This window comes from Trichocoleus sp. ST-U2, from assembly GCF_039961875.1.
In the GTDB taxonomy this organism is placed as follows: Bacteria; Cyanobacteriota; Cyanobacteriia; order Cyanobacteriales; family FACHB-T130; genus FACHB-T130.
In genome coordinates this window covers 14,189-28,658 of sequence record NZ_JAMPJY010000022.1, presented here as the reverse complement: position 1 = coordinate 28,658, position 14,470 = coordinate 14,189, and the positions used below count along the sequence as shown (strand labels likewise).

Genomic DNA, 14,470 nt, shown 5'->3' with positions numbered 1-14,470 from the left:
CAGTTTATTCTCTGAACCTGGTCAATTACAACAGCATTTTCACCGAGAAACTCTCTTGTGGGAATCACTCACATGATTGCGGAGTGTAGGCAGAAGGATTAAACAGCAGATGCTGACCTTGCTAAGGAAAAGAAAAAAGGGGTTCCAAACCCCTTTTCTTCACCTGCCAGCAAAGCCAAGCCGCGTGGCTCGGTGCTAACGAGCAGATTTAAGCCTGATCTGGTGAAATCCGAGCATAGAAAATGCCGCGAATTTTCACTTCCTTAGCTTCGCCAGCGCCTAGATCGGTATCGGATGGCTGCTCACTCTCAAACGTACCGGCAATTTCACCTGTGGCGTTATCCACTTTAGCGACTTGGAGAGAAATTTCGCCCTTAAGGGTTTCAGCACGCTTCACATTGGCACGTGTCAGTGCTTCCTGATCGGCTTGACTGGGGAGTGCTACTGCATTGTCATAACCAGTGACAACACCGCGACCCTTGGGATCGAGGAAAGCTGCTCCCCGATAGGAGGGAACGTTAAACTCGCCTTCAAAGTCAGTCGAGGTGTTAATACTGTCCATTCCTGGCTGGCTTTTGGCAACCAGATTTTTGATCGTGAATAGAAAGGGTACTCGCTCACCACCCGGTAGCTGGACGGTAATGGCTTGGAAGTCGAGACCATCCTGTTCAATAAAGGTCAAACGACGATCTTGATCAACTTGCAATTTACCCAGCACCTGGTCGATGCTAGAAGTGAACCGGGTCAACAACTTACCCTGAACGAATTGGGCGGATTGACGTTTGTTTGTAGATTCTTCTTTGACAAAGAAGCTGGTTGGCTGTAAGCACAGATTCGTCAAAGCATACGACTGTCCAGGCTGAATGGGAATGGCACCGCGTGTCGTTTCTGACAGTTGCGGGCAGTTATTCGCAAGCCCGGTACCTCGAATTTGGTCGTAAGTGAGTGGAGTGGGAACACTGGTCGCAGCTGCTGGACCTTCACTACAAGCAGTTAATACTCCCAAGCACAAAGCTAGGAAGGCAACAATGAAAGCGCGATACCTCATGGTCAACCTCAAATATTTAATCTAGGAATCCCTACCAGTAGAATCTGATATTGGGCTTAAGTTACAACAGACAAAAGTGAAATTCTTAATCAGGCTCGGAATGGTTCGGCTCAGAATCTCTACAGTGAATTTTACAAGGCTTTGTGTTGCCTTTATCCTGAAGCTCAGTGTAAATTGACCATTCCAGTCAGTGAAAGACTCGGTTAAAGTTGAGTTGATCAAACGGAGTAAAGGGGATGGCGTGAACAGCGATCAGAATTTAGAATTGGGGCTTTTGAAGCCGGAACTGCAAGCGATCGCTACTTCTGTTCGCGCTTTGGCACAGACTTGCCAGGGGGATACTCTGGCTCTGTTGGCGTTGCTGCGGGCGTTAGAAAGTTGGCATCGTGAGATTCGAGATACTATGTTTCAAGCGTCTTTACCGGATAATCGTCAGGCTCTATATGCCCTGCTGAAAGATATGGAAGAAGAGGGCGGTTGGCCCTATATTGAGCGCATGAAGGTGCGATCGCTGTTGGAAAAGCTCTCAGCAGCAGAATCTTCCAATTCTTCACACCCTCTACCACTGGAGTCAGAAACTCACCCAACTCAGCCTGGTTGAAGTTACACGGTTGAAGGCAAAACTCTTTCACTGGCGTGGCTCTAGGCGTGTGAAGTTGTCAATCTTTATTGGGCTATAGAGTACAACAGATGCTAAGATCCTCCAGTTATTAATGCAATCTCTGAACACTAACCCCCTGCTTAATTTATGCCGGTTGCTGTTAATCCGATTAAGTTTGGTACAGATGGCTGGCGAGGCATCATCGCCGCAGACTTTACGTTTGAGCGGGTGGCTTTGGTAGCACCGTTGGCGGCACAAGTCCTGGCAAATGTCTATAGCGAGACGACGGGGAGCCGCACAATTATTGTGGGTTATGACCGGCGCTTTATGGCGGAAACGTTCGCCCGTAAAGCGGCCCAAGTCGTGCAAGCAGCCGGATTTGAGGTGCTGCTGAGCAGTAGTTATGCCCCCACACCGGCATTCAGCTGGGCGGCTTATCAACGGAGAGCTTTGGGAGCTTTGGTGATAACCGCTAGTCACAATCCCGGCTCATATTTAGGGTTAAAAGTCAAGGGTGCATTTGGAGGATCGGTACCCCCGGAAATTACTCAGCAGATTGAAGCGTTGTTAGAGAAGGAATCGTCACCTGACTCGACGATGGCGGGAAGCTTGGAGATGTTCGACCCGTGGCCCAATTACTGCGAAGCGCTACGGGCGAAAGTGGATATTACTTGCATTCAGGATGCGATCGCCCAACATAAGCTTGCTGTCTTTGCTGATGTGATGCACGGTGCTGCTGCGACAGGACTAGAACAACTGCTGCAAACGCCAATCCAGGAAATTAATAGTTCCCGCGATCCTTTATTTGGTGGCAGTGCACCGGAACCTTTGCCGCGTTACCTTTCCCAGATGTTTCGGCAGATGCGGACTCACCGACGCCGCAGCGGTGATGGGTTGGCAGTGGGGTTTGTATTTGATGGAGATAGCGATCGCATTGCGGCTGTCGATGGACAGGGAAATTTCCTCAGTTCCCAAATCCTCATCCCAATTTTGATCGAACATATGGCATCTCGGCGGGGATTGACGGGCGAAGTCGTTAAAACAGTGAGTGGTTCCGACTTGTTTCCCCGCGTTGCCTCCCTGTACAATCTGCCAGTATATGAGACGCCTATTGGATACAAGTACATCGCCGACCGGATGCTAACGACTCAGGTGTTAGTCGGTGGTGAAGAGTCGGGAGGGATTGGCTACGGCAATCATATTCCAGAACGGGATGGGCTGTTGTCAGCGCTGTATCTGCTAGAAGCGATCGCGCAATCAGGAATGGATCTCAGCGATCTTTACCAGCGCTTGCAGGAGAAAACTGGCTTTCATTCTGCCTACGACCGCATTGACCTACCATTAGCGAGTATGGAAGTGCGATCGCGCCTGCTAGAACAATTACAAAATACACCCTTAACTGAGATTGCCGGTCGGTCGGTAATTGATTGCCTAACGATTGATGGTTATAAGTTCCGGTTAGCCGATGATAGTTGGTTGATGATTCGCTTCAGCGGAACCGAACCCGTTTTGCGGTTGTACTGCGAAGCGCCAACGCTGAAACAAGTTCATCACACCTTAGAGTGGGCGAACAAGTGGGCAAATTCAGTTTAAGCCCTACAAAGTATCTAGCTTGGTACCCAATGCCCGTAGTTTCGCAACAAAAAGGAATCGGCTCAAGCTTGAGCCGATTCCTTTTTGTGAATAAGCAAAAATAAATTTCAATGCTGAGTAAACCAGACACTTTAAACACTCCTTTTGGTTCATGATTAGGAATGCAGAATGCCAAAGAATTGCATCATTTGCTTATATAAGTCTTGGTTTTCCTATTCAATATAAAGACGGATATAAGTTGTATATTTTAGCACTGATATAGAGACTGTCAAAACGGTTGGCTTGCTGCTGACAATATCTCTCCTTACTACTAAACAGATATAAACAGATAAAAACGGACTTAGCCAAATTTGCTCCTTTCTGTGGCAATCTGAGAAACAGAGAGGAAAGCCAAAATTAAACAAAAGGTTATGCAAACCCTGCCCAATCCAAGCACTACCAGTGCATCTTCCAGTCAACCCTCCTTTGAAACCACTATCAAGCGGCGCAAAACTCGTCCCGTCAAGGTGGGAAATGTCACGATTGGCGGCAACTACCCAGTGGTAGTGCAGTCGATGATTAATGAAGACACGCTTGATATTGATGGGTCGGTTGCCGGAATTCGCCGCCTGCACGAGATTGGCTGCGAAATTGTCCGCGTTACCGTGCCAAGTATCGGTCATGCCAAAGCTTTAGCGGAAATCAAGCATAAATTAGCTCAAACCTATCAACCAGTGCCCCTGGTCGCTGATGTGCATCACAACGGCATGAAGATTGCCTTGGAAGTTGCCAAGCACGTTGATAAGGTGCGGATTAATCCAGGGTTGTATGTATTTGAAAAGCCAAAAGCGGATAGAACGGAATATACCCAAGCTGAATTTGATGAAATTGGCGAAAAAATCCGCGAAACTTTAGAACCCCTGGTAGTTTCCTTGCGAGATCAGGGTAAGGCAATGCGAATCGGGGTAAATCACGGTTCTCTTGCTGAAAGAATGCTGTTTTCCTACGGCGACACCCCCGAAGGGATGGTGGAATCTGCCCTAGAATTTATCAAAATTTGTGAATCTCTCGACTTCCGGAACCTGGTAATTTCTCTGAAAGCCTCGCGGGTGCCAGTGATGTTAGCCGCTTATCGTCTGATGGCACAGCGGATGGATGCGCTAGGCATGGATTATCCCTTGCATTTGGGCGTCACTGAAGCGGGTGATGGCGAATACGGACGGATTAAGTCTACCGCAGGCATTGCGCCTCTGCTTGCTGATGGGATTGGCGATACGATTCGAGTCTCAATCACTGAAGCACCGGAAAAAGAGATTCCCGTTTGCTACAGCATTCTGCAAGCTCTGGGATTGCGGAAAACGATGGTGGAATATGTCGCCTGCCCCTCATGTGGGCGGACATTGTTTAATCTAGAAGAAGTGCTGCACGAAGTGCGGGAAGCCACCAAACATCTTACAGGTCTGGACATAGCAGTCATGGGATGTATTGTCAATGGTCCCGGAGAAATGGCGGATGCCGACTATGGTTATGTTGGTAAACAGCCCGGTTACATCTCTCTGTATCGTGGCAGAGAAGAAATCAAAAAAGTGCCAGAGTCTCAAGGAGTTGAAGAGTTGATTAATTTAATTAAGGCAGATGGACGTTGGGTCGATCCTTAAGTAAGTGCTGAGTGGTGAGTGTCGAGACAAAAGTTAATTCAAAACTCACAAAATAATAAGTGTTGAGGAAAGCATTAATTTAAAACTCAATCGCGAGAAATCGCGTTTTTACAGCTCAAAACTCAAAACTCTCTACTTCCGGACTTGCACTTAGTGCAGCTGGATAAATAATTGCGCTCTCCGGCTTCCATATATGGCCTGTGCTAGAGTTAGCGTAATTCCTTGGCAGTAGTTTCCCCCCGGCTCAGAAAGGATCATGGTAATTACAAAACGCGGGCTCGTTCTCGGTGCGACAGCACTGGTTTTATCGACTGTTGCTGTTACGGGCGCTGGTATTCATCTGTCTCAAGGTCAGGCTTTTTTTCGTGAAAGTCCCAAGGAACTTGTAGATGAAGTATGGCAGATTATTGACCGCAGTTACGTAGATGGCACCTTTAATAAAGTCAATTGGCGGTCAGTTCGTAAAGACTACCTGAATCGGTCTTACCCCAGCAAGAAGGAAGCCTATGAGGCGATCCGGGAGATGCTGAAAAAGCTGAACGATCCCTACACCCGCTTCATGGACCCGGAAGAGTTCAAGAGCATGCAGATTGATACTTCTGGGGAATTAACTGGCGTTGGCATTCAACTCGCTCAAGATGAGAAATCGAAAAAGCTAACGGTTATTGCGCCAATTGAAGATACACCAGCGTCTAAGGCTGGTGTTCTGGCAAAGGACACTATCACTAAAATTGATGGCAAGAGTACCGAGGGCATGGATGTCAATGATGCTGTGCGCCTGATCCGAGGACAACCAGGAACGCAAGTAACCTTGACCATTCAGCGGGGCGAAAAGGAATTAGTATTTCCTCTGAAACGAGCGCGGATTGAAATCCATCCGGTGCGCTCTAGCAAGCAGAACAGTCCTACGGGTGAGATAGGCTACATTCGCCTGAATCAGTTTAGCGCCAATGCTGCTAAGGAAATGGCAGATGCGATTAAGGGTTTAGAACGGCAGAAGGTAAATGGCTACATTCTGGATCTGCGTTCTAATCCAGGTGGATTACTCTACGCCAGTATTGAAATTGCCCAGATGTGGTTAAAAGACGGCACAATTGTCTCAACGGTGGATCGTCAGGGCGAAAGGGAGCGAGAGAAAGCGAATAATCGCGCCCTCACAGATAAACCGTTGGTGGTGTTGGTAGATGGCGGCTCGGCGAGTGCTAGTGAAATCCTCTCTGGGGCGTTGCAGGATAACAAGCGAGCTGTTTTGGTAGGGACAAAAACCTTTGGTAAAGGCTTGGTGCAATCGGTGCGGGGGCTGGGGGATGGTTCGGGACTAGCGGTGACGATCGCTAAGTATTTCACTCCCAACGGGCGCGATATTAATCAGGCGGGGATCAAGCCGGATGTGGTGCTGGAAATGACGGAAGAGCAGCGCAAGGCATTGCAAGCCGATCGCAATAAAATCGGCAGTGCTGACGATCCTCAATACGCTAAAGCGCTGGAAGTGCTGAATCAGAGGATTGCCGCCCAGCGAGGGAACCAGGCGCAGAAATAGTTTTGAGTTATGAGTTTTGAGTTAAAATTCCAAACTCAAAACTCATAACTTATTGGGGTTGGCACTTTCCAGCGCGAATTAAGCCGACGCGACGAGCGATCGCTTCCGCTTGAGAATCAAATGGTCCCCATCGTTCCACAAAAGCTGATTTATCCTCTCCTTCGACTTGTTCGCTGGAGAGGATTTCGCATTTTCCTTCTTGGTGCTTGACAATATACCAGATTTGTGTAGCAGTCATTCGGTGAAGATTCGCAAAAAACGCCTTGAAGAGTAGCTTAGTGATGAGTTTTGAATGATGAGCAATTCATTCAAAATTCAAAACTCATAACTTTTCTAGTTAATGTGCGCCGTTGCCGTTTCCAGAAGTTGCGATCGCGCGTTCAACCAGCTTGTCTGGAACTTCTTGGAGATGGTCGTACTTCCAGTGAAAGAAGCCGACGCCCATTGTAAGCGATCGCAATTCCACAATAAAATTGTGCATCTCTGCTTGGGGTAAGTAAGCAGAAATGCAATCCCAACCGGGCCAATCTGACTTCCCTTCGTAGCCGAGAATTTGTCCCCGACGTCCGCTGACTAGCTGGAGAACCTTAGAGGTAAATTCGGCTGGGGCACACGCCTGAATCGCGGTAATCGGTTCTAGGAGCGTTGGTTCGCACTTGGGCATTCCTTCCTGCATCGCAATCCGGGCTGCCTGTTTAAACGCTTGTTCGGAACTATCAACCGAATGGTAGGAACCATTCGTCAGCGTCACTGCTACATCGACCACGGGGAAGCCCAAGGGGCCATGTACCAAATACTCCCGAACACCCGTCTCAACGCCAGGGATATACTGTCTCGGTACGACGCCACCGACAATTGTTTGACTGAAGTTAACGCCTTCGCCACGCGACAGCGGCTTGATATCCAGATAAACATCACCAAACTGTCCGTGACCGCCACTTTGATGCTTGTAGCGCCCGTGAATCGAGGATGCGGGTTTGCGGATGGTTTCTTTGTAGGGCACGCGGGGCAGGTGAGTCGTCATTGGCAGGTTGTACTTGCGCCGCAGTCGGTCGAGGGCAACTTGCAGATGAATTTCACCTTGACCCCAAAGAATGACTTCGTGGGTGTCTCCGTGTTGTTCCCAAGCTAGGGAGGGGTCTTCTTCTAGCAGCTTGGTGATGGCGCTGCTGAGTTTAACTTCATCGTTGCGTTTTTCGGGCGTAATCGCTAAAGCAAAAACGGGTGCCATTTGCTCGGCTTTGGGGAGTTCGGTCGCCAGTGGGTCGCCGGAAGCGGTCAAGGTATCGCCTGTTTTAATTCCCTCTAAGCGTCCCAAGACGACAATCTCACCGGCTTCGGCTGAAGTCAGCGGCTGTTGTTGCTGACCCATCAGACGATACAAGCCACCAGTCCGAACGCCATTGAGGACAATTCCATCAGTCAACGTGCCCTGCCACACCCGCACCAGGGAGATTTTCCCGCCTTGAGGAGTGTAATAGGTTTTAATCGCTTGTGCGAGGGGGGCATCGGCATGGAGAACAATTCCCCGACGTTCGGCAGTGGTGGATGGGTCGGGTGCTTCTCGCAACAACGCTTCCAGCAGCGGTCGCACTCCGTAATCTTGCTCGGCAACACCTAGGAATACAGGCACGATTAAATCTGCCCCTAACTCCATCTTCAAGTCTTGGAGAATTTCTTCTTGGGGTGGGTTAATTTCTTCTAGCAGTTCTTCTAGCAGGTGGTCGTCAAAATTTGCCAATTCCTCCAGCATTTCGGCACGGGCGGCTTGTTCCTGCTCTTTGAGGTTATCTGGCATCGGCACCGGGTCGGCGGCGGCACCAGGATGGTAGTGATAAGCTTGTTCGCTCACCAGGTCGATAAAGCCGCTGAGCTGTTCGCCTTGACCAATGGGATACTGGTGTGGGATCACGGGGCGACTGGAGACCGTTTTTAGGGCGTGCAGCACGTCCATGAAGTTGTTGTTCGCCCGATCCATTTTGTTGATGAAGACTAGGTGCGGAATTTCCCAGTCGTCGAGGAATTTAAATAGCGGCGCGAGAGTCATGACGCGATCGCTCACGGGTTCGCACACGACAATTGCCGCATCGACGCCAATCAGAGCATTGTAGGTTTCTTGAGCAAATTCAACCGATCCGGGACAATCGACAAAGGTGAAGCGGACACTGTCGTAATCGGTGCTGGCAGTTGATACTTCCACGCTCATGTGGCGATCGCGTGCCTCTTGGGAACTATCTCCCACCGTGTTACCGTCTGAAGTGCGACCTTTGCGGGAAATCGCACCCGTGACGAAGAGCAAACTTTCTAGTAACGTAGTTTTGCCACTTAAATAGGGGCCAACAATTGCAACATTGCGTACCCCGGACATGACTTTTTCGTTCATAATTCACCTCCAACAAAATAAAAAAGATGTAGAGATGTGAGCTATCGCATGGGTATGCGGTACCGATGCCATTGACAACTCCCAGAGGATTTTTGCCCTCCCGTGCCAATCGCGATCGCTGTTAACAGTTAGATGGAATTTTGTATCCCTGAATGTGAGGTTAGCGCGTTCTAGGGGCAATGACTGAGAAATTGCAATTTCTTTTAAAGCAAACCCAGCAAAAACTTAAGTTGAATGAATCAGTATTAATTAGCTATAAATTTTATGAATATATGCAACAAATAACCGCAAATTTGTTAGAAGAAAATCTGAATGGGTGGCGACAAACGTAACAATTGTAAAGAGGTGACACGGAGAATGAGAACGTACCAGCAGATGAGATGGATAGCTGGAGGGTTAATACTGTTACTGGGTGGGAGGATGACGCCAGCGGTGGCTGGGACACCCGTGACGCCGGTACAAATTGCTCAAGCTCAATCGGCAGTGGACTTGATGAATCAGGGACTCCAGCTGATCGGTCAAGCAAAAACACAAGAAGCGATCGCCTCTTTTCGACAAGCCGCCAAACTCGACCCCAAACTGGCACCCGCGCATTACAACTTGGGGCTGGCTTTGCGTCAGGTGGGGCAATTGCAGCCAGCAGCGGATGCCTTTTACCAAGCAGTTCAAGCCGATCCTAACTTTGCTCTCGCCTATGCCAATTTGGGTGCAGCGCTGCTTGAGGGAAACAACTTGCAGCAGGCGGGTGATTATTTGTCACGGGCGCTGGAACTCAACCCACAGTTGGGAGTTGCTCATTACAATCTAGGTTTGGTAAGGGAACAGCAAGGAGATGAGGAACGAGCGATCGCGTCTTTTAAACAAGCGATGCAGTTGAGTCCCAACGCACCAGAACCTGCTTATCATCTGGGACTTGCTTATCTCCAACAGAACAACCTGAACGAAGCAAAAAAAGCATTCCAGCAGGCCATTAAAATCAGCCCTAAATATCCAGAAGCCCACTATAATCTCGGTTCCATCCTGATGAATCAGGGGCAACTAGACGAAGCTCTCGCCGCCTTTCGCAAGGCAGCAGAGGCTAATTCTAACTACCCCAATGCCTACTACGCTGCCGGGTTAGTCTTTCTGCGCCAAGGTCGTTACAGTGATGCCCAGCAAGTTTTGCAATATGCCAAACAGCTTTACACTGCCCAAGGGAATAGCCAGTGGGCTTCTAATGCAGAGGAGTTATTGAAGCGATCGCAAAACCCCTAAACAATTAAAAATTAGTTTTTTAATCTTTAATTGTTTCCCCGATGCACTCTAACCCGCTTATTCAGGTCTTGCTTCTTCACCCAAGACAAAAACTTCTCCATTTGCGGCTCATCCTTCAGCCTATCCAAAGAATTAAGTTCCTGGGCTAATCGCGTATTGTCAAATAAATTATGTATTTGCCGATGGCAGGCAGAACATATCTTTGCAGTCGGTCCTGGATCTTCATTTTTCCGTTTCGTTTTCTGCCTTGGAATCAAGTGATGGACGGTCAACCGCTCCACTTCTCTTTCACACAATTCACACTGCATTTTTTGATAAGACTTATAAATCAATACTTTCTAAGATAATTATATATAGCAATCCTATTTTAGTTATGAGATGGTAGCGGTTCAGCTCCACGACTTTTTAAAAAAGTCGGGATCTCGCTTTCACGAATTATTTAAAACTGCTATATCAATGTAAAACAAAGATATTTTCAGCTCCTATTTAAATAAAAACCTCACCTTATTGGAAGTGAAACTATAGCAATCTATTCCTTTGGTGAACCAATCAGTTCCTCTTTGTCTCTTCCTGAGCGCACCGCTACGCGAAAGCCAACGTGTTCTTTGTGTCCTTGGGGTTCAATAGACTATTTTTGCCTTCACAAATAATTTCAGATAGCAACAAATACTAATTGGATTTGTTGTAAACAAATTAAAAATTCAGTAAAAATACGATTTAAGGCTAAACTTGCTTGTGCTAGGTATATAAAGAAACTTCCAGTTGCCAAATTATCCCAGCCATCTAGCAAAAAAAGCAATGTTTCAAACCCATAAACAAGATGATGTTATCTCAGGTGCTGCATTTGTTACCGGAGGCGCGGCGGCGGGTGCTGGAGTTTCCGCAGCAGTTGGTGGGATGGGATTAGTCGGAGGATTCGGAGCAGTTGGAATTGGCATGGCACCCGTTACAGCAGCGGGCGCGGTTGCTGGTGCTGCTGCTTATGGAGCATTCAAAGCGGTAGGAGAAGGAGATGCTTTCGCTTTAGGTTCGATGGGAATTGGTGCAGTAGGCGGCGCAGGTTTTTCCTCTGTTTTTGGCAGCATGGGATTAGCTTTCAAGGGAACAGCGGTTGGAATTGGTATGGGTTCTTTTGCGGCAACAGGTGCAGTTTTTGGGCTGGGAGTTTACGGTTTATTGAAGCTGATTGACGGCTCTGGAAGCGGGGAAACCGCATATCAAGCTTTCGAGCGGATGGAAGAGAAAGTATCATGGCAAGAAGCTTATACTAATGCTCTTCTAGAGCTAGAATTAGCAGCGCTAGATAAGAAGCTAGCAGGTGATGTTTTAGAGGAAAAATTTGCCGCTATAGAAATTGAAGACGAGTTGAAGGCGCTAAAAGCAAAAATACCAGCGAAGACTGTTTTAAATCTAAATTATTCTGCACCTTATAAAAATATTTCATCCAAATTTTCTACATTTCACCCAAATTTAAATCCCTCTGTAACGCCTAAAATTTCTACTCATCAAACACCGTTACCTCAACCGGAATTTGCTCAGCCTAAGATGGCACCAGGATTGACAAAAATTGAGTCTCAGGAACCTCAAGGTTGGAAATGCATACACACCCTAAAAGAGCATTCAGCCTCAGTCAATTCTATTGCCATCAGCTCCGATGATCAGACGATTGCTAGTGGCAGTGATGATAAAATCGTTACCCTGTGGAGCCTGAAGACTGGAAAACAGATTTTTAACTTCTTTGGGCAAGGACAGGAAGTTTCTTCAGTGGCAATTAGCCCAGATGGTCAAACGATTGCCAGTGGCAGTTTTGACCAAAAAATTACTACCTGGAATCTGCCTAAAAAAGAATTTCTCCGCACCTTTTTTTATTTAAACTCCTCTTACAGTCATTCGGGCTTTGTTTACTCAGTTTCCTTCAGCCCTGACGGAAAAATTATTGCGAGTGGAAGCGCTGATAAAACGATTAGGCTTTGGGGTGCCTATACGGGAAAACTAAGAAGCACTCTTAATGGACATTCTGACGCGGTTTTGTTTGTTGCGATTAGTCCTGATAGCCAAATTCTTGCTAGTGGAAGTGCCGATCAAACTATCAGGCTTTGGAATTTGAGCGGTGGACAACAGCATCGCATCCTTATCGGACATTCAGGCTGGGTTACTTCTGTCGCCTTCAGCCCGGATGGAAAGACTCTAGCGAGTGGGAGTGGAGACGCGACAATTAAGTTGTGGAATTTCCAGACTGGAGAATTGCTTCGCACTCTTACAGGACATTCATCTGGGGTTGTTTCTATCGCTATTAACCCTGATGGAAAAACCCTCGCCAGTGGCAGCCGAGACGGTACTATCAAACTTTGGAACCTAGATGGAGAACTGCTGGATACTCTGCCTGGGCGTCATCCTGTTGCTTTCAGTTTCGATGGACAGACGCTGGTGAGTGGCGGTGAGAAGAACACACTGAAAATTTGGCAAAAATGCTTTGGCGTGAGTGAATCTACACTTGACGCAGTGCCATCTGGGGAATGGTGGGAAGTTTTAGGCGTGGAAAGGAACGCTGATGCTGATGATGTTAAGCGTGCTTACCGACGTTTGGGAAGGCAGTACCACCCTGATGTTAATCCTTCTACCAATGCCCAAGCTCAAATGCAGGCAATTAATCAAGCTTATGCCCAGTTTGAGAAACAATGGAGCGATCGCTAACAGCATAAATCCTTTCAGAGATTCGCCCTACGAGTCTTGTCTAATCTCTCACTATTTGACCTTAATCATGAAGGCTGCCATCAGGCATGATGGCTCCACTCAAATTAGCTTCGCTGAGGTCGGCTCCACTCAAATTGGCTCCACTCAAATTGGCTCCACTCAAATTAGCTCCACTCAAATTGGCTCCACTCAAATCTACCCAAACCATATCTGCCTTGCTCAAGTTAGTACCGCTCAAGTTAGCTCCACGCAGATTAACCCCAGGAAGGTTCGCTCTACTCAGGTCTAGCCCTGCCAGCAATACATTCGGGGCAATCAACAATGCTCCTGCTAGTTTTGGATCAAACTCTTCGGGAAACTTAGTTTGTTCGTTGTAGAGCGCTCTACGGAAGTTCGTTCCCTCCAAGTTGGCCTCGCTCAAGTCAGCTTCATAGAGATGGGATGCGCTCAGATTAGCCTCATTCAGATTAGCTCCACTCAGGTCAGCTCCCCGCAGGTCGGCTAAACTCAAGTTAGCTTCACTCAAGTCAGTTCCAATCAAGTCAGCTCCAATCAAGTCGGTTAAACTCAAATTGGCTTTCGTCAAGTCGGTGCCAATCAAGTCGGCTAAACTCAGGTTGGCTGCAATTAAGAAGGCTCCAAACATTTCAGCTCCACTCAAATCGGCTCTACGCAAGTCTGCCTCACACAAGTCGGCTTCCTCCATGTGGGTTGCGGCTAGGGTGCATCGGCTCAGAATCGCTCGACTCAAGGTAGCTTTTTTTAAGTTGGCCCCACTAAAATCCGCCTGACTGAGATTTACCCCACTCAGGTCGGCTCCACTTAGGTCGGCTAGACAAAAATCTCTTTCGCCCTCTACATATTTCCTCAGTAGTTCATCTGCGTCCATCGATTCATACCAATTTGCGGAACAGTTGCATGATTTTCAATCGGGAAAGTCGCTGACTGTCTAAGATTTTCAACCCAAAATCCCAAACCCCAAATCTAAAATTTTAGGACTCCTTCCCGCCTCCAATCAGTAGAGTAACTTTTCCTCATAAAAAAGCCCCCAATTGGGGGCAAGCTTTGTCAAAAAAGCAAAAACAAAGATTCAAATCAGATAGAGGATGGTGAACAAAATAATCCACACAATATCGACGAAGTGCCAATAAATCTCTGCGGCTTCAACGCCAAAGTGGTGTTCGCTGCTGTAGTGACCGGGTTTTAAACTGCGCCACAAAACGGCAATCATCGCCCCTAGTCCTAAAAGAACGTGGAGACCGTGGAACCCAGTCAGAACATAAAACGTGCTGGCAAACAAGTTAGTGCTGAGGCCAAATTCCAAATGGGTATACTCGTAAACCTGACCCCCCAGGAAAATCGCTCCCATTAAGGCAGTTGCGGCAAACCAAGTCCTTAAACCTGCCACATCGTTCTTTTTGATGGCAGTATCCGCATTGTGGATCACGAAACTGCTAGAAATCAGAATCAGTGTGTTGATTCCGGGCAGTAATAGCTCTAACTTTGGCGTTCCTTCCGGGGGCCAACTGGGTGCCACAGCGCGAAAGGCGAGATAGGCAGTAAATAAGCCGACAAAGATCATGCCTTCCGCAATCAGAAACACAATCAGCCCCTGGATGCGGAAATCATGATGTTCTACGCCGTGGGCTTCCACAGTCGCTTCTGAGTTGTGGTGATAGTTGAGGGCAGTTTTCGCTGGGTCAATCGTTGAACCTTGCAT

General features: G+C 47.8%; 12 protein-coding genes. 6 read left to right on the top strand and 6 right to left on the bottom strand.

Annotation, left to right across the window (positions count from 1 at the left end; translation table 11 throughout):
* Window positions 1-208: 208 nt before the first annotated feature.
* Complete coding sequence (locus NC996_RS15715; protein ID WP_190410988.1) at window positions 209-1,048, bottom strand: photosystem II manganese-stabilizing polypeptide; 840 nt, start codon at window positions 1,046-1,048, stop codon at window positions 209-211.
* A 241-nt stretch (window positions 1,049-1,289) separates the two neighbouring features.
* Between NC996_RS15715 and NC996_RS15710 the strand changes: the two genes are divergently transcribed.
* From NC996_RS15710 to ctpC, 4 genes are all read left to right on the top strand, one after another.
* Window positions 1,290-1,649 (top strand): hypothetical protein, encoded by a 360-nt coding sequence (locus NC996_RS15710; protein ID WP_190684112.1) that lies wholly within the window; start codon window positions 1,290-1,292, stop codon window positions 1,647-1,649.
* 147 nt (window positions 1,650-1,796) lie between these two features.
* The gene (locus NC996_RS15705) at window positions 1,797-3,242 is read left to right on the top strand and encodes a phosphoglucomutase/phosphomannomutase family protein (protein ID WP_190684021.1); all 1,446 of its coding nucleotides are present in this window, start codon (window positions 1,797-1,799) and stop codon (window positions 3,240-3,242) included.
* Between the two features lie 410 nt (window positions 3,243-3,652).
* On the top strand, window positions 3,653-4,879 hold the full coding sequence (ispG, locus tag NC996_RS15700) for a (E)-4-hydroxy-3-methylbut-2-enyl-diphosphate synthase (RefSeq protein WP_190410986.1): 1,227 nt from the start codon (window positions 3,653-3,655) through the stop codon (window positions 4,877-4,879).
* A 256-nt stretch (window positions 4,880-5,135) separates the two neighbouring features.
* Window positions 5,136-6,419 (top strand): carboxyl-terminal processing protease CtpC, encoded by a 1,284-nt coding sequence (gene ctpC, locus NC996_RS15695; RefSeq protein WP_190410985.1) that lies wholly within the window; start codon window positions 5,136-5,138, stop codon window positions 6,417-6,419.
* Between the two features lie 49 nt (window positions 6,420-6,468).
* On the opposite strand, the gene NC996_RS15690 is transcribed toward ctpC, so the two are convergent.
* Both NC996_RS15690 and NC996_RS15685 read right to left on the bottom strand, forming a co-directional pair.
* A complete protein-coding gene (locus NC996_RS15690) occupies window positions 6,469-6,657 on the bottom strand; it encodes a DDE transposase family protein (RefSeq protein ID WP_190684018.1) in 189 nt (62 codons plus the stop codon).
* Window positions 6,658-6,756: 99 nt separating this feature from the next.
* On the bottom strand, window positions 6,757-8,802 hold the full coding sequence (locus NC996_RS15685) for an elongation factor G (RefSeq protein WP_190435056.1): 2,046 nt from the start codon (window positions 8,800-8,802) through the stop codon (window positions 6,757-6,759).
* 357 nt (window positions 8,803-9,159) lie between these two features.
* On the opposite strand from NC996_RS15685, the gene NC996_RS15680 reads away from it, so the two are divergent.
* Window positions 9,160-10,056 carry a tetratricopeptide repeat protein gene (locus NC996_RS15680; protein WP_190684015.1) on the top strand — a complete coding sequence of 299 codons (897 nt, stop codon included), beginning with the start codon at window positions 9,160-9,162 and terminating at the stop codon, window positions 10,054-10,056.
* A gap of 26 nt (window positions 10,057-10,082) precedes the next feature.
* Here NC996_RS15680 and NC996_RS15675 read toward each other — a convergent pair whose 3' ends face one another.
* Complete coding sequence (locus NC996_RS15675; RefSeq protein ID WP_190684011.1) at window positions 10,083-10,364, bottom strand: HNH endonuclease; 282 nt, start codon at window positions 10,362-10,364, stop codon at window positions 10,083-10,085.
* Between the two features lie 490 nt (window positions 10,365-10,854).
* On the opposite strand from NC996_RS15675, the gene NC996_RS15670 reads away from it, so the two are divergent.
* Window positions 10,855-12,750 (top strand): DnaJ domain-containing protein, encoded by a 1,896-nt coding sequence (locus NC996_RS15670; RefSeq protein ID WP_190684009.1) that lies wholly within the window; start codon window positions 10,855-10,857, stop codon window positions 12,748-12,750.
* A 61-nt stretch (window positions 12,751-12,811) separates the two neighbouring features.
* On the opposite strand, the gene NC996_RS15665 is transcribed toward NC996_RS15670, so the two are convergent.
* Window positions 12,812-13,639, bottom strand: coding sequence for a pentapeptide repeat-containing protein (locus NC996_RS15665; RefSeq protein WP_190410979.1), 828 nt, complete (start codon window positions 13,637-13,639; stop codon window positions 12,812-12,814).
* Between the two features lie 201 nt (window positions 13,640-13,840).
* Window positions 13,841-14,470 (bottom strand): heme-copper oxidase subunit III, encoded by a 630-nt coding sequence (locus tag NC996_RS15660; RefSeq protein WP_190410978.1) that lies wholly within the window; start codon window positions 14,468-14,470, stop codon window positions 13,841-13,843.